Annotated in this window: 14 protein-coding genes; 11 read left to right on the top strand and 3 right to left on the bottom strand. The window is 76.7% G+C overall.

Features of this window, described 5'->3' with window-relative positions; translation table 11 throughout:
• Positions 1–117: 117 nt before the first annotated feature.
• From ACZ34W_RS18050 to pgm, 6 genes are all read left to right on the top strand, one after another.
• Complete coding sequence (locus tag ACZ34W_RS18050; RefSeq protein ID WP_465605274.1) at positions 118–1,179, top strand: DUF4129 domain-containing protein; 1,062 nt, start codon at positions 118–120, stop codon at positions 1,177–1,179.
• Positions 1,176–1,793, top strand: a complete 618-nt coding sequence (locus tag ACZ34W_RS18045) for a hypothetical protein (protein WP_329491431.1) — start codon at positions 1,176–1,178, stop codon at positions 1,791–1,793. Before ACZ34W_RS18050 ends, ACZ34W_RS18045 begins: the two co-directional genes overlap by 4 nt.
• 97 nt (positions 1,794–1,890) lie before the next feature.
• Entirely contained in the window at positions 1,891–2,988 is a 1,098-nt protein-coding gene (locus ACZ34W_RS18040; protein ID WP_465605271.1) for an AAA family ATPase, read from the top strand.
• Positions 2,985–4,547 carry a DUF58 domain-containing protein gene (locus tag ACZ34W_RS18035; protein ID WP_465605267.1) on the top strand — a complete coding sequence of 521 codons (1,563 nt, stop codon included), beginning with the start codon at positions 2,985–2,987 and terminating at the stop codon, positions 4,545–4,547. The genes ACZ34W_RS18040 and ACZ34W_RS18035 overlap by 4 nt, the downstream gene beginning before the upstream one ends.
• The gene (locus ACZ34W_RS18030) at positions 4,544–5,215 is read left to right on the top strand and encodes a hypothetical protein (protein ID WP_465605264.1); all 672 of its coding nucleotides are present in this window, start codon (positions 4,544–4,546) and stop codon (positions 5,213–5,215) included. The genes ACZ34W_RS18035 and ACZ34W_RS18030 overlap by 4 nt, the downstream gene beginning before the upstream one ends.
• A 415-nt stretch (positions 5,216–5,630) precedes the next feature.
• Positions 5,631–7,280: a phosphoglucomutase (alpha-D-glucose-1,6-bisphosphate-dependent) gene (gene pgm, locus ACZ34W_RS18025; protein ID WP_329491435.1), complete on the top strand. Its 1,650-nt coding sequence runs from the start codon at positions 5,631–5,633 to the stop codon at positions 7,278–7,280.
• 91 nt (positions 7,281–7,371) lie between these two features.
• Here the strand turns inward: pgm and ACZ34W_RS18020 are convergent, their stop codons facing one another.
• A complete protein-coding gene (locus ACZ34W_RS18020; RefSeq protein WP_396487376.1) occupies positions 7,372–8,217 on the bottom strand; it encodes a hypothetical protein in 846 nt (281 codons plus the stop codon).
• A gap of 331 nt (positions 8,218–8,548) precedes the next feature.
• Here ACZ34W_RS18020 and ACZ34W_RS18015 point away from each other — a divergent pair, with 331 nt between their 5' ends.
• Positions 8,549–10,201, top strand: coding sequence for a phospholipase D-like domain-containing protein (locus ACZ34W_RS18015; protein WP_465605260.1), 1,653 nt, complete (start codon positions 8,549–8,551; stop codon positions 10,199–10,201).
• Between the two features lie 85 nt (positions 10,202–10,286).
• On the opposite strand, the gene ACZ34W_RS18010 is transcribed toward ACZ34W_RS18015, so the two are convergent.
• Together ACZ34W_RS18010 and ACZ34W_RS18005 are read right to left on the bottom strand one after the other, a co-directional pair.
• Positions 10,287–10,583: a hypothetical protein gene (locus ACZ34W_RS18010; RefSeq protein WP_465605257.1), complete on the bottom strand. Its 297-nt coding sequence runs from the start codon at positions 10,581–10,583 to the stop codon at positions 10,287–10,289.
• Between the two features lie 225 nt (positions 10,584–10,808).
• Positions 10,809–11,711, bottom strand: a complete 903-nt coding sequence (locus ACZ34W_RS18005) for a LysR family transcriptional regulator (RefSeq protein WP_465605254.1) — start codon at positions 11,709–11,711, stop codon at positions 10,809–10,811.
• 115 nt (positions 11,712–11,826) lie between these two features.
• On the opposite strand from ACZ34W_RS18005, the gene ACZ34W_RS18000 reads away from it, so the two are divergent.
• The 4 genes from ACZ34W_RS18000 (at position 11,827) to ACZ34W_RS17985 (ending at position 14,383) form a co-directional block, all read left to right on the top strand.
• Positions 11,827–12,753 carry a pseudouridine-5'-phosphate glycosidase gene (locus tag ACZ34W_RS18000; RefSeq protein ID WP_359839507.1) on the top strand — a complete coding sequence of 309 codons (927 nt, stop codon included), beginning with the start codon at positions 11,827–11,829 and terminating at the stop codon, positions 12,751–12,753.
• Between the two features lie 5 nt (positions 12,754–12,758).
• Entirely contained in the window at positions 12,759–13,646 is an 888-nt protein-coding gene (locus ACZ34W_RS17995) for a carbohydrate kinase family protein (protein WP_465605250.1), read from the top strand.
• Between the two features lie 47 nt (positions 13,647–13,693).
• The gene (locus ACZ34W_RS17990) at positions 13,694–13,996 is read left to right on the top strand and encodes a hypothetical protein (RefSeq protein ID WP_329491442.1); all 303 of its coding nucleotides are present in this window, start codon (positions 13,694–13,696) and stop codon (positions 13,994–13,996) included.
• A 150-nt stretch (positions 13,997–14,146) separates the two neighbouring features.
• Positions 14,147–14,383 (top strand): hypothetical protein, encoded by a 237-nt coding sequence (locus tag ACZ34W_RS17985; protein ID WP_359804775.1) that lies wholly within the window; start codon positions 14,147–14,149, stop codon positions 14,381–14,383.
• Positions 14,384–14,458 lie beyond the last annotated feature (75 nt).

Below are 14,458 nucleotides of genomic sequence, written 5' to 3'. Positions count from 1 at the left end.
CCCGGGTGCGGAGGCCTCGGTGGCCCGCGACGCGGGGTGACAATACGACAGTTGGTGTGCGACGCTGCATCCTCGCGCGGAGCCGACCGCGCTGCGGGGGAACCGGGGGACGGCCGCGTGGACGACGAACTGCAGCCGAGCGGGCCCCGCCACGACGGGCGAAGCGGCCCGGACGACCGCGCGGGCGACACCGACCGCGCGGGCGGGTCGGCCGGCCGGACCGTGGGCGTCCTGGTCGCCCTCGTGGGCCTGCTCCTCGCGGCCTCGGCCCTGCGGCCGGACGGCGGTCTGCTCGGTGCGCCCGCCGCCACGGTGCCGGTGGAGGCCCTCGGACTCGTCCTGCTGCTCGTGCTCGGCTGGCTGTTCGTCATCGGCCGCTTCGCGCTGCGCTTCCGCGCGGAGGTCCGCCACCTCGACGGGCCGACGCCGTGGGCGGAGCGCCTGCGGGAGGCCACCGCGGTCCTGCTGCCCGGGGCCGCCGCCGCGGTGCCGGTGCTGCTGTTCGTCTTCCACGGGCGGGCGGTCAAGGACTCGGTCGATCCGCCGTCGCTGCCGCCGGTGCCGGACTTCACCCCGCCCCCGGCGTCGCCGCCGCCGGTCTGGCCCGACCCGGTGTCCGGCAAGAGCTGGCTCTCGACGGTGATCCCCGTGGTGTTCGGCGCGCTCGCCGTCGCCCTGGTGGTCGTCGTGGTGGTGGTCGCCGTCCTGCTGCTGCGGCGGCTGCGGATCGCCCGGCGGCCGCCGCCGGCGCGACTGCCCGCCGCGCCGGCCCGAGGTGAGGACGCCCTGGCCGCCGCCGTCGACACCGCCCGGCGCGCCCTCACCGGCGCCGACGCGCGGGCGGCGGTGATCGCCTGCTACGCCGCGATGGAGGCCTCGCTGGCGGCCTCCGGACTGTCCCGCCGGGCTCCCGAGAGCCCGACCGAACTGCTGGAGCGTGCGGTGACCGACGACCGCGTCGACCCCGTCCACGCGCGGGCGCTCACCGCGCTGTTCCGGGAGGCCCGGTACTCCACCCACCCGATGGGCGAGACCCATGTGCGCCGGGCGCGGTCGGCCCTCGACGCGCTCGCCGAGCGACTGGCGGACCGGGCCGGGCCACCGCCGGAGCCCGCGACGGCGGGGGCAGCCGGGGCAGCCGGGGCAGCCGGGTCGGCCGGTACCGGAGGCCACCGATGAGTGCCCGCCGGAACGGGCGACAGGCCGACCCTGCCGGCTCCTCCGCCGCCCCCGCCCCCGCAGCCGTGGACCCGAAGGGCCGGGCCGGTGGCGAGCTCGCCGCACCCGGCTCGGTCCGGCACAGCCTGATCGAGCTGACAGTGGCCGCCGTACTGGCCGAGGTCCTGTTCGCGCTGGTCGGCGGCGCGCCCGCGGCCGCCGCCGGAGCCGTCCTGCTGACCGCCACCGGGCTGGTCGCCGGCCGGTACGTGGCCGGTGCGGGCTTCCTCGACATCGGCCTGCGCGACCGGCAGCGCGTGATGGACTCCCGGGAGCCGGGCCTCGGCGACTGGCGCTGGACCGTCCGTCAGGGCCTCGACCCGAACGGCGACGCCCGGCCTTTGCGCGGCCGGCTCCGGCGGCTCTTCGCGGCGCGCCTGTCCGAGACCCACGGCGTCTCGCTCGACACCGACCGCGCCCGGGCCGCCGAACTGATCGGCCCCCGGCTGTGGCCGTGGATCGACCCGGACGCCGCGGACCCGGACGCGGCCCTCCCGGGCCCCGTCCTGCTCGCCCTCGTCGACCGGCTCGAATCCCTCCAGCCGCCCGGCCCCAGGCCGTCGAAGTCCGGGTAGCCGGCGCCGTCCCCGAGGGACGCCCAGCACCCGCCGTTTCCCCGCACCCCCGCCGGACCCGGTAGTTGGCCGGCCGACGCCGCCCTTCAGGAGAACCATGACCGCCGTTCCCCAGGCCCCCGTCCCGGACACCGAGCACGCCCCGGTGGCCGAGCTGTCCCCGGGGCGTCCGGCCGAGGCCCAGGTGCTGACGCCGCAGGAGGCCGGCCGCCGCGCCCGCGCGGTGGTCGAGGAGATCGAACGCGCCGTGGTCGGCAAGCCCGAGGCCCTCCGGCTGGTGATGCTGGGGGTGCTGGCCGGCGGCCACGTGCTGATCGAGGACCTCCCCGGGCTCGGCAAGACCCTGCTGGCCCGATCCTTCGCCACCACCCTCGGCCTGGACTTCCGCCGGATCCAGTTCACCCCCGACCTGCTGCCCTCGGACGTCACCGGCGCGCCGTTCTACGACCGGCGCAGCGGCGAGATGGTCTTCCGCCCCGGGCCGCTCTTCACCCAGCTCCTGCTGGCCGACGAGATCAACCGCACCCCGCCGAAGACCCAGGCCGCGCTGCTGGAGGCGATGGCCGAGGGCCAGGTCTCCGTCGACGGCGCCACCCGCCGGCTGCCGCAGCCGTTCGTGGTGATCGCCACCGCCAACCCGATCGAGTACGAGGGCACCTACTCGCTGCCGGAGGCGCAGCTCGACCGCTTCCTGCTCCGGGTGCGGATGGGCTACCTCACCACCGGTCTGGAGGCCTCCATGCTCCGGGCCCGGCTGGACCGCGCGGTGCCGGAGCCGGTCCTGGAGACGGTCAGTAGTCCGGCCGAACTCCTCGCCATGCGGGCGGCGTTGGAGCGGGTCGAGGTCGACGACGACCTGGTCGACTATGTGATCGCGCTGGTCCACGCCACCCGCAACGACCCGCAGATCCAGGTCGGCGCCTCGCCCCGGGGCGGTCTCGCCCTGGTCCAGCTGGCCCGGGCCCGCGCGATGCTGGAGGGCCGCGACTACCTGACCCCGGAGGACGTCAAGGCGCTCGCCGTTCCGGCCCTGGCCCACCGCATCACCCTGACCCCGGAGTTGTGGGTGCGCCAGGTCGAGGCGGACGACGTGCTGGCGCGCCTGGTCGCCGCCGTCCCGGCGCCGCAGACCCTGCCGCGCGCGGCAGGCGGGCCGGGGAGCGGCCCGGTGGACGCCCCGGACGCCGCCCGGTGAACCCCGAGCCCTCCGCCGCCGACCGGCCCGGGCAGCAGGCCCGCCGGCTCGCCGCCCAGAGTGCGGGGCCCGGCGGGCGCCCGGTACGGCGGCTCGCCGGCCCGGCCGCCGGCCCCGGTGCGCGCCCCGTCCGCGGCCGCCCGGCCCGGACCGCCCGGACCGGAGGGCCGACCGGTACGCGGTCCGGCCTGGGCGCCGGCCCGGGTACCGCCCGGGGGACTGCCACCCGGGGCCCGGAGCAGGCCGCCGCGCGCCTGGTCGCCCGCAGCGCCCGGGCCACCGCGGCCGGCCTGCCGAGCACCCCGCCCTCCCCGCACTGGCGCCCCGGCGAGCGGACCCTGCGCCTGCTCACCGTCGCCACCGTCGCGGCCGTCGCCGCGCTGGCCACCGGCCACGCCTGGCTGCTCGCGCTGGCCGCCGGCCCGGCCGTCCTGCTCGCCCTGGCGGCCCCGGGCACCGGCCGGCCGTCCCGGCTGGCCGCCGAGAACAGCGTCGAGCCGAGCCGCTGCCTGGAGGGCGAGCCGATCACCGTACGGGTCACCGTCCGCCACGACGGACGGATCGGCCGGCTCGACCCGGCCGTCGCCCTCGGCCCCGGCGTCGCCCTGACGGCGGTGACCGTCGGCGCCACCGAGGTCGACCTGGTGCTCCGAGCCGAACGCTGGGGCCGCTGGACCCTGGGCAGCGTCGACATCGACGTCTACGACGCCGGCGGTCTGGCCCGCCGGACGGTGCGCACCGACCTCGGCACGGTGGACGTCTTCCCGGTACCGAGCGCGGCCCGACTCACCCCGATCCCGGTACGGCTGCCCGAACGACTCGGCGAGCACACCACCGCGCACGAGGGCACCGGCGTCGAGGTCGTCGGCGTGCGCCCGCACGTGCCCGGTGAGCGCCAGCGGCGCATCCACTGGCCGTCGACCACCCGCCGCGACGCCGTCCAGATCAACCAGTTCGCGGCGGAGCGGGCCGCCGACGCGGTCGTCCTGCTGGACACGCTGGCCGACTTCCTGGACGCGGCCACCGGCCGGTCCAGCCTCGACGAGACGCTGCGCGCGGCCGGCGGCCTGACCCGCGCCTACCTGCGCCGGCACGACCGGGTCGGCCTGATCGCGGTCGGCGGGAAGCTGCGCTGGCTCGCCGCGGGCAGCGGGGACCGGCACTTCTACCGGATGGTGGAGAGCGTGCTGGAGGTCCGTCAGGACCGGGGCCACCGCGGCCCCCTGGTGCCCCGGCTCCCGGCGGCGGCGCTGCCCGGCCACGCGCTGGTGTACGCCTTCACCTCCCTCGCCGACCAGCGCATCCTGGACGTGCTCGGCCAGGTCCGCGACCGCGGCAACCCGCTGGTCGTGGTGGAGGTCCCGGCCGGCGAACCGGCGGTGGAGCCCGGTGACGAGATCGGCGCGGTGGCCCTGCGGCTCTGGCACGCCGAACGCGAGGCGATGCGCTCGGCGCTGCGCGCCCGCGGCATCCCGGTGGCCCGCTACGCCCCGGGCGAGGCGCTCGACCTGGCGCTCGCGCCACTGCTGCGCCGCCGGATCGGGGGAGGAGCCCGATGACCACCGTCGACGACACCCCGACCGCCGCCCCGACCGCCGCCCCGACAACTGCCTCGGCCGCCGCCCCGGTCGCTGATTCGGTCGCTGCCGAGCCTGGGATCGCGCCCGCTGCCCGGTGGGTCGGGTGGGCCGAGCGGGCCGCGCTGCGCTGCACCGGCGTCGCGCTGGCGCTCACCGCCGCCGGGGTCGGCGGCACCGTCGACGGCGCGGTGGACCGGTTCGGCCCGGTCGCCGCGGTCGTCGCGGCGGTCTTCGCCCTCTGGGCCGCCCCGCCGCTGGACGAGCCGCCGCGCCGCCCGCACAGCTGGCCCGGTCGGCTCGCCGCGTCGCGCAGCACCGTGCTGGCGGCCGGGAGCGTGCTGCTGGCCGCGCTGGGCGAGCCCCCGTTCGGCGGGATCGCGGCGGTGGCCGCGCTCCTGATCGGCTACCTGCTGCTGGTCGACGTCCTCGGCCCGCAGCGCGACCGCGTCCGGCCCGTGAACGCACTGGCCGCCCTCGCCGCGTCCGGCCTGGTCCTGTCCGTCGCCCTCGCGTCGACCGGCGCGGGGGAGTGGTCGCGCCCGATCGCCCTGGCCGGCCTGGCGGCCGCGGCCTGGGGCGTCACCCAGGCGCTCCGACCCCGGCCCGGCCCCCGGGCACGGCCGGCGGAGCCGCACCCCGGCGACTGAGCGCCCGCGGGCCCGCGCCGGGTCGCCGGTCGCCCGGTGCCGGGGCGTTCCGCCGTCGCCGTGCGCGCCCCGGGACCGAGCCGGGTGGCCGTGTGCGGTGGTCCGGGCACCGGCTCGGGCCGGGCTGCGCCGCCCCCCTCGACTCGCCCCGCCGGGCGCCGCTCGCGCGGGGCGCTCCGGTGCCCGGGGTCGCCGGTCGCCCGGTGCCGGGGCGTTCCGCCGTCGCCGTGCGCGCCCCGGTCGTGCGCCCCCCGACTCGCCCCGCCGGGCGCCGCTCGTGCCGGATGCTCCGGTGCCCGGGGGTCGCCCCGTGTGGGCCGAAGGTCGCGCGCTGGCTACGATCGGTGAGCACGGGGCAGAAGGATGCGCCGGGCCGCGCGGCCGGCGCACGGCGAGGAACACTGTGGGAGAGACGATGGCACACGCACGGGCCGGGCAGCAGGCGCAGCCGGACGACCTGGTGGACGTGGCACGGTTGGTGACGGCGTACTACACGCTGCACCCGGACCCGGAGGAGCCGGGCCAGCGGGTGGCGTTCGGCACCTCGGGGCACCGCGGCTCCTCGCTGGACGCCGCGTTCAACGAGGACCACATCGCCGCCACCACGCAGGCGATCTGCGAGTACCGGGTGGCCCAGGGGACCACCGGCCCGCTCTTCCTCGGCGCGGACACCCACGCCCTGTCCGAGCCGGCCCGGGCGACCGCCGTCGAGGTGCTGGCGGCCAACGGCGTCACCGTCCTGCTGGACAGCTCCGACGGCTACACCCCCACCCCGGCCGTCTCGCACGCGATCCTGGCCCACAACCGGCGCCACCCGCAGGCGCTGGCCGACGGCATCGTGGTGACGCCCTCCCACAACCCGCCGCGCGACGGCGGGTTCAAGTACAACCCGCCGAGCGGCGGTCCGGCCGGTTCGGAGGCCACCGGCTGGATCCAGGACCGCGCCAACGCCCTGATCCGGGACGGCCTGCGGGGCGTCAAGCGGGTGCCCTACGCCCGTGCCCTGGCCGCCGCGACCACCGGCCGCCACGACTACCTCACCGCCTACACCGAGGACCTGGTCTCGGTGCTGGACCTCGACGCGGTGCGGGCGGCGGGCCTGCGGATCGGCGCCGACCCGCTGGGCGGGGCGTCGGTCGCCTACTGGGGCCGGATCGCCGAGACGCACCGGCTGGACCTGACCGTCGTCAACCCGGTCACCGACCCGACCTGGCGGTTCATGACGCTGGACTGGGACGGCAAGATCCGGATGGACTGCTCCTCGCCGGCCGCGATGGCCTCGCTGATCGAGCGCCGGGACCGGTTCGCGATCGCCACCGGCAACGACGCGGACGCCGACCGTCACGGCATCGTGACGCCGGACGGCGGCCTGATGAACCCGAACCACTACCTGGCCGTCGCCGTCGACTACCTGTACCGCCACCGCGCCGACTGGCCGGTGGACGCGGCGGTGGGCAAGACGCTGGTGTCCTCCTCGATGCTGGACCGGGTCGCCGCGGACCTCAAGCGGGACCTCGTCGAGGTGCCGGTCGGCTTCAAGTGGTTCGTCGACGGGCTGCTGGAGGGCTCGATCGCGTTCGGCGGCGAGGAGTCGGCCGGGGCGTCGTTCCTGCGCCGCGACGGCGGGGTGTGGACCACCGACAAGGACGGCATCCTGCTGGCCCTGCTGGCCTCGGAGATCACCGCGGTGACCGGCCGCACGCCCAGCGAGTACTACCGCGACCTCACCGACCGTTTCGGCGCCCCCGCCTACGCCCGGGTGGACGCCCCGGCCGACCGCGAGCAGAAGGCGCTGCTGGCCCGGCTGTCGCCGGAGCAGGTCCGCGCCGGCGACCTGGCGGGCGAGGCGGTCACCGCCGTCCTCACCGAGGCGCCCGGCAACGGCGCCGCGATCGGCGGGATCAAGGTCTGCACCGAGAACGCCTGGTTCGCGGCCCGCCCCTCGGGCACCGAGGACGTCTACAAGATCTACGCCGAGTCCTTCCACGGTGCCGACCACCTCGCCCGGGTCCAGGCCGAGGCGCGCGAACTGGTCAACGAGGTCCTCGCGGGCCCGGCGGCCTGACCTCCCGCTCCGCGCCTCCCGCTCCGCACCTGCCGCTTCGCGGCGCCGGGCCCCGGCCCGGCGCCGCGGGGAGCCGGCGGCCGTCCGGGGCTCAGGTCCCGGCGGTGGCGGGTTGCTCGGCGTCACCGAAGCGCGCCAGGGTCAGCGCGCCCAGAACCGCGGCGGCGAACCCGGCGACGGCGAGCGGCGTCGCGTCGTGACGGGTGTGGTCGCCGAGCAGCAGCACCCCGACGATCGCGGGGCCCAGGGTCTCGCCGAGCACCATCGCCGCCGTCGCGGCGGTGACCGACCCGCTCTGCATGGCCCAGGTGAGCGCGGTGAAGCCGCCCAGCCCGGCGACGGCGATCGCGTACGCCGAGGGTTCGCCGAACAGCTCCGGCAGCCGTGCCCCCGGCAGGACCCGGACCGCGACGCCCACCACCCCGAACTGCAGGCCGGCCACCAGGCCGAGCAGCGGGGCGCGCCGCGCCCCGGCCAGGTGGACCACCGCCCACCCCACGGCCGTCAGGGCGACCGAGACGAGCAGCACGCCGAGGCGCAGCGGCTGGTCGCCGGACCCGCGGCCGTCGTGTCCGGCGGTGAGCGCGAGGACGCAGAGCCCGGCGCAGACCGAGGCCACCCCGATCCACTCGCTGCGCCGCAGCCGGATCCGCAGCACCCGGGACGCCCCCACGGCGGTGACGGCGAGGGCGGAGGCCAGGGCGGCCTCGACCTCGTAGAGCGGCAGCCGCTCCAGCGCGACCAGCTCGGCGGCGAACCCGAGCATGTCCATTCCGACACCCACCAGGAACGGCCACTGGCGGAACGCCCCGGCGAGCGCGGCGGCCTCGCCCGCGTGGTGGCCCACCGCGGCGCGGCGCGCGCCCACCGCCTGGAGGACGGTGGCCGAGCCGGTGAGGAGGGCGGCCAGGAGCGCCGCCAGCAGGCCGAGGAGCATGGGCCGACGCTACGGATCCGGGGCCGGGCGGGCGCCCGGCTCGCCGGTCGCGGGGGCCGGATCGCCGCCGCCGTCACCCGCCCGGACGTGCCCCGGTGTGACCGGGACGGACGGTCGGCCCGCCGCGTCCCGCGAGCGCGTCCCGCCGCTGATCGACGTACCGTCACACATGCGTCTGACGATGTGTCGGCCGATCGGCGGGGGTCGACCGGCGGGTCTGTTTCCGGCCCGGTGACTGGTTGTCATGCGCAGATTCGACAGCAAGTTACTTTTCGGTAATCTCAGGGTGTCCCGCGGGTGAACCACCCGCCGCTCCCTGAAGGAACCTCACGTGCGCCTCCCCTGGTCCCGCCGGTCCGGCCGCCTCGTCCGCTCGGCCCTGGCCGTCGCCGCAGCCACCACCCTGTTCGCCGCCGTCCCGCCCCCGTCGGCCCTCGCGGCCCCCGCCGAGGGTGCCACCGCCGACGGCGGGACGGCCCACCTCGACGCCGTCGAGCGTGCGCTGCGCGAGGTGTCGCCCGGTCTGGAGGGCTCGGTCTGGGAGCGCACCGAGGGCAACGCGCTGGCCGGCACCGCCGACGATCCGGCCGGCTGGCTGCTCCAGACGCCCGGCTGCTGGGGTGACGCCGGCTGCGCCGACCGCCGGGGCACCCGTGCGCTGCTGGCCAGGATGCAGGCGGACGTCGCCTCGGCCACCCGGACGGTCGACGTCTCCACCCTCGCGCCGTTCCCCAACGGCGGCTTCCAGGACGCGCTGGTGGCGGGGCTCAAGGCCTCGGTCGCGGCCGGCCACCGCCCCCAGGTGCGGATCCTGGTGGGCGCGGCGCCGCTCTACAACGCCAACGTCCTCCCCTCCCGCTACCGCGACGAGCTGCTGGCCAGGCTCGGCCCCGCGGCCGGCTCGGTGACGCTGAACGTCGCCTCGATGACCACCTCCCGCACGGCGTTCTCCTGGAACCACTCCAAGCTGCTGGTGGTCGACGGCCGGAGCGTGATCGCCGGTGGCATCAACGGGTGGAAGGACGACTACCTGGACACCGCGCACCCCGTCTCGGACGTCGACCTCGCCCTGACCGGCCCGGCCGCCACCTCGGCCGCGCGCTACCTGGACACCCTGTGGGCGTGGACCTGCGGCCGCACCGGCCTGTTCGACAACGCGTGGTTCGCCTCCTCCGACGGCGGTGCCTGCCGGCCCTCGATGGAGCGGGACACCAACCCCGCCGCGCCCGCCACCGGCAGCGTTCCGGTGATCGCCGTCGGCGGCCTGGGTGTCGGCGTCAAGGCCGCGGACCCCGCCTCGGCCTACCGGCCCGCCCCGGTCGCCGGGGTCTCCGAGACCCAGTGCGGTCCGCTGGCCCTGCACGACAACACCAACGCCGACCGCGACTACGAGACGGTCAATCCCGAGGAGAACGCCCTGCGCGCGCTCGTCGGCAGTGCGAGCAGCCACATCGAGATCTCCCAGCAGGACATGAACGGCACCTGCCCGCCGCTGCCGCGCTACGACGCCCGGCTCTACGACCTGCTGGCCGCCAAGCTGGTGGCCGGGGTCAAGGTGCGGATCGTGGTCAGCGACCCGGCGAACCGGGGCACGGTCGGCAGCGGGGGCTACTCGCAGATCAAGTCGCTCTCCGAGGTCTCCGACGTGCTGCGGGCCCGGCTGACCCGGCTGACCGGCGACCCGGCGAAGGCGGGCGCCGCGCTCTGCGGCAACCTCCAGCTCGCGTCCTTCCGCGCCGCGCCGACCGCCACCTGGGCGGACGGGCACCCGTACGCGCTGCACCACAAGCTGGTCGCGGTCGACGGCTCGGCCTTCTATGTCGGGTCGAAGAACCTCTACCCGGCCTGGCTGCAGGACTTCGGCTACGTGGTCGAGGACAAGGGCGCGGCGGCCCAGCTGGACCGCGACCTGCTGGCGCCGGAGTGGACGTACTCGCAGGCCGCCGCGACCGTCGACTGGACGACCGGGCTCTGCCGGGCTTGATCCTCGGACCCCAGGACCACACCTGACGGTCGGTTCGCGCCCGCCCGCCCCCGCCCCGCCGGCGGGTGGCCCCGGCCCCGGGCGGTCAGCCGGCGTCCCGGTGCCCGGGCGCGCCCTCGGTCCACCGGTCCTGGACGGGCTCCCGGCCGCGGCAGGGGAGGTGCCGGTTCAGCGCGTCGCCGCAGTTGGCGGCCACCGCGCGGCGCAGCCGGGCGGTCAGCCGGGCGGTGACCGGGCGGACCAGCCCGAGCAGGAGGGCGATGGCCCGGCGGTCGAGGCGTTCGACGGCCGCGGCCAGGGCTCGGCCGCCGTGCACCAGAGCGGTACAGGTCAGGGCGGTGCGGTGGGCGGCATGGTGCGAGAGTCTGCGGAACCGGTTCACATGGATGCAACATTCCGGCCACCCGGCCGGTTCTGGCCGGTTTCCCCTCCCTGGTGGCGAACGATTCGGCACGCGCCTCCCCCGTACCCGGCCCGCCGTGGCGCACGCGGTGGCGCGTGCGCTGGCGCGACGGTGGCGCGAGCGGCGGCCGGCGGCTCTCCTCAGCCGCCCTGGAGCTCAGCCGCCCTGGAGCTCAGCCGCCCTGGAGCTCAGCCGTCTTGGAGGTCAGTCGCTCTGGAGCGTGCCCGCCTCCTGGCGGATCAGCTCGCGCAGCGCCGCCAGCCGGGGCCGGCCGTCGTCGAGCCGCCACTGCATCTCCAGCGGCAGGGTGGCCCGGCCGGCGAGCGGGACGGTGACCACCTCCTCGGTGAGGTGACCGGTCATCGAGCGGGGGACGAGCGAGAACGCCCGGTTCTGGGAGAGCAGGTAGAGCCGTGAGCCGACGATGCGCGGCGGGCTCACCAGGACCGGCGGCGCCACGCCGTGCTCGGAGCAGAGTCCGAGAACGTGGTCGTAGTAGCGCGGGTGCTGCTCGCGGGGCCAGAGCAGCAGCGGGAGGTTCCGCAGCTCGGACAGCCGGACGGCGTCGCGCCCGGCCAGCGGGTGGTCGCGGCCCAGCGCGACCCGGACGGGCTCGTCGGCGAGGGTCTCCCGCCGGTAGCCGGCCACCTCGTCGAGGAAGCGGCCCAGGCCGATGTCGGCCAGCTCGGCGGCCAGCGTCGAGGAGACGCGGCCGGTGTCGACGGCGAGCTCCGCGGTGTCCAGCGTGGGCAGTTCGCGCTCGGCCCGGCTGACCACGGCGGGCAGCAGCCGGTTCATCACGCTGGGGGAGGCGACGATCCGGGCGGTGCCCGTCCGCGCCTCCTCGTGCAGCCGCACCCGGGCGAGCAGGGCGGCGGCCTGGCCGAGGAGCCGGGCGCTCTCGTCGGCCATCACCTCGCCCGCCGGGGTGAGGACGACGGCCCGGCGGCTGCGGTCGAAGAGCTCGACGCCGACCGCCCGCTCCAGCCGGGCGACCTCCTGACTGACCGTCGGCTGCGAGATGTGCAGGCGCTCGGCGGCGCGGCCGAAGTGCAGACCGTCGGCGACCGCGAGGAAGACTTCGAGCTGACGCAAGGTGAATCCCATAGTCGAAACCCTATGGGAAGGCCCGGTACTCCTTCTGGATCCCGATGCGAACCGTCCCTAGGCTGACCGGAACTGCCACAGCGTGGTGGCACCCCAGAGAGAGTTCGTGCCTCCCATGAGCGGACTGCCCATCCGGATCTCCGACGACGTCGCCCGGGCCGTCGCCGACGGCGCGCCCGTCGTCGCCCTGGAGTCGACCATCTTCACGCACGGCCTTCCGCGGCCCCGCAACCTGGAGGTCGCGCTGGAGGCGGAGGAGCGGTTGCGAGCCGCCGGGGTCGTCCCGGCGACGATCGGCGTCTTCGCCGGGGTGCCCACCGTGGGACTCGGCCCGGACCAGATCAAGGAACTGTCCGAGTCGGACGACCTCGACAAGGCGAGCCTGCGCGACCTGCCGGTGGTCGCCGCGCTGGGCCGGCACGGCGGGACGACCGTCGCGGCCACCGCCTTCCTCGCCCACCGGGCGGGGATCCGGGTCTTCTCCACCGGCGGGCTGGGCGGCGTGCACTTCGGCGCGGCCGAGAGCTTCGACGAGTCCGCCGACCTCACCACGCTGGCCGCCACGCCCGTCACCGTGATCAGCGCGGGCGTGAAGTCGATCCTGGACATCCGGGCCACCCTGGAGCGCTTCGAGACGCTCAACATCCCCGTCATCGGCTACCGGACGCGCCGGTACCCCGGCTTCTACGTCACCGACTCCGGGCACGAGATCGCCTACCGGGTGGACTCCCCGGAGGAGGCCGCGCGGATCATCGCGGCCCGGGACGGGCTGGAGCTGCCCCAGGCCGTGCTGATCGCCAACCCGGTGGACCCGGCCGAGCAGTTGCCGCCCCAGGAGCTCGACGCGCTGCTGACCAGGGCCTGGGCCGAGGCCGAGCGCCGGGGCATCACCGGCAACGCCTCGACGCCGTTCCTGCTCGACTTCATCCAGCGCGACACGCAGGGCCGCAGCCTGGACGTCAACGTCGCGGTCTACCGGGGCAACGTCCTCCTCGGCGGCCGGATCGCCACCGCTCTGGCGGCGCTGCGGGGCGGGGAGTAGCGCCGGTGATCGAGGTGCTCGGGGTACTCGGCGACCTCGTCGAGGACGTCGTCGTCTGGGTCGACGGGCCGCTGCGGCACGGCACCGACTCCACGGCCAGGGTCTTCCGGCGGCGCGGCGGCAGCGCGGCGAACGTCGCGGGATTCGCCGCCGGGCAGTGGCCCGCACGCTTCCTCGGCTGCGTCGGCGACGACCCGGCGGGGGACGCTCTGGTCGCCGAACTGGCGGGCCACGGCGTCGACGTACGGGTCGTCAGGCGGGGGCAGACGGGCAGCATCGTCGTCCTCGTCGACGACGCAGGGGAGCGGACGATGCTCCCCGACCGGGGCGCGGCCACCCTGCTGGACACCGTGCCGGACGAGTGGCTCGCCGGTCTGACCCACCTGCACGTGCCCGCCTACTCCTTCGACGGGGAGCCGGTCGGGAGCGCGGCGGCCGACGCCCTGCGGCGGGTGCGCCGGGCGGGCGGCACCACCTCGCTCGACGCCTCCTCGACCGGCATGCTCGCCGGCTTCGGCCGGGAGCGCTTCCTCGCCCTGGCCGCCGAGTTGACGCCCACCCTGCTGTTCGCCAACCAGGAGGAGGCCGCTTTCCTCGGGCTTCTGGTGGAGGGCCGGCCCGGCCCGGAGCGGGCCCGGCTGGCGGGCACCACGGTGGTCACCAAGGCCGGCGCGGCGGCGACCACCGTGGACGCGCCCGGGCGGGCCCCCTTCGCGGTGCCCGTCCCGCCGGTCGGCGAGGTCCGCGACCTCACCGGCGCCGGCGACGCGTTCGCCGCGGGCTTCCTGGCCGGCTTCCTGGCCGAGGTCGGCCTGCGCGAGGCCACCGAGCGCGGCCACCGCTGCGCCGCCAGGGTGCTGGCCTCGCCCGGGGCGTCCTTCGGCCCCCGCTGACCCGCCCGCCGCCGGTCGGCTGGGGCGGCCCGGATACCATTCCCCCCGTGTCGGTCAACATAGAACTCGCCCTCTTCGTCGACGGCCTCACCGGCCGGGAGCAGGCGTGGGAGGTGGTGCACGCCCTCGCCGCCGTGCTGCGGGACGAGCGGATCGACGACGAGGTGCGGATCGGCGTGGGCGAGCTGGACGGGGAGTTCATCGTCTCGGGCGAGAGCGAGTACCCGCTGGTCATCACCCGCTTCTACGCCTGGCGGCCGGCGTTCGAGCGCGCCGTCACCGAGGCCGTCGGGAAGGTCGCGCCGCACGCCCGCCCGGCCGTCGAGTGGGGCTACCCGGACGAGCGCTGAGCGGACGGGCACGGGCTGACACGCCCACGGACGGCGCAGAGTCCGGCGCCGCGCACGGCCGGTCCGATAGGGATGGCTCGTCCATCGCCGATCCGCGATGGCTCGTCCCCCGCCGATCCGAAAGGCCGACCCATGCTCCCGCTCAGCCCGATGCCGAAGCCGCTCCGCCACGCCGTCCGCGCGGCCGGTGCCGTCCTGCTGCTCGCCGCTCCGCTGCTGGCCGCCCACCCGGCGGCCGCCGAAGGCCCGAAGACGCCCCAGGAGGCCGCCGTCTGCCGCGGCGTGGTGGGCACCCTGGTCGGCGGATCCCTGCTGTTCGGCCCGGGCGGCGTCAACGCGGTCTGCGCCGTCCAGCCCGAGAAGACCCCGGCCGACGACCTGTCCTGACCCCCGGCCCGGGGCCCGCCGCCGCAGCTCCGATACCGGGGTGCGGAGCTGCGGCGACGTCGTGGATACTGATCG

The sequence above is a fragment of the Kitasatospora sp. NPDC022856 genome (genome assembly GCF_055561235.1).
Note: the sequence above shows the minus strand (reverse complement) of the source record. Positions and strands in the feature narration are given on the sequence as shown.

Excerpts from the sequence above, each read along its gene's own strand:
- ACZ34W_RS18045 (WP_329491431.1), top strand. The coding sequence starts at position 1,176 with ATGAGTGCCCGCCGGAACGGGCGACAGGCCGACCCTGCCGGCTCCTCC.
- ACZ34W_RS18040 (WP_465605271.1), top strand. The coding sequence starts at position 1,891 with ATGACCGCCGTTCCCCAGGCCCCCGTCCCGGACACCGAGCACGCCCCG.
- ACZ34W_RS18030 (WP_465605264.1), top strand. The coding sequence starts at position 4,544 with ATGACCACCGTCGACGACACCCCGACCGCCGCCCCGACCGCCGCCCCG.
- pgm (WP_329491435.1), top strand. The coding sequence starts at position 5,631 with ATGGCACACGCACGGGCCGGGCAGCAGGCGCAGCCGGACGACCTGGTG.
- ACZ34W_RS18020 (WP_396487376.1), bottom strand. The coding sequence starts at position 8,217 with ATGCTCCTCGGCCTGCTGGCGGCGCTCCTGGCCGCCCTCCTCACCGGC.
- ACZ34W_RS18005 (WP_465605254.1), bottom strand. The coding sequence starts at position 11,711 with ATGGGATTCACCTTGCGTCAGCTCGAAGTCTTCCTCGCGGTCGCCGAC.
- ACZ34W_RS18000 (WP_359839507.1), top strand. The coding sequence starts at position 11,827 with ATGAGCGGACTGCCCATCCGGATCTCCGACGACGTCGCCCGGGCCGTC.
- ACZ34W_RS17985 (WP_359804775.1), top strand. The coding sequence starts at position 14,147 with ATGCCGAAGCCGCTCCGCCACGCCGTCCGCGCGGCCGGTGCCGTCCTG.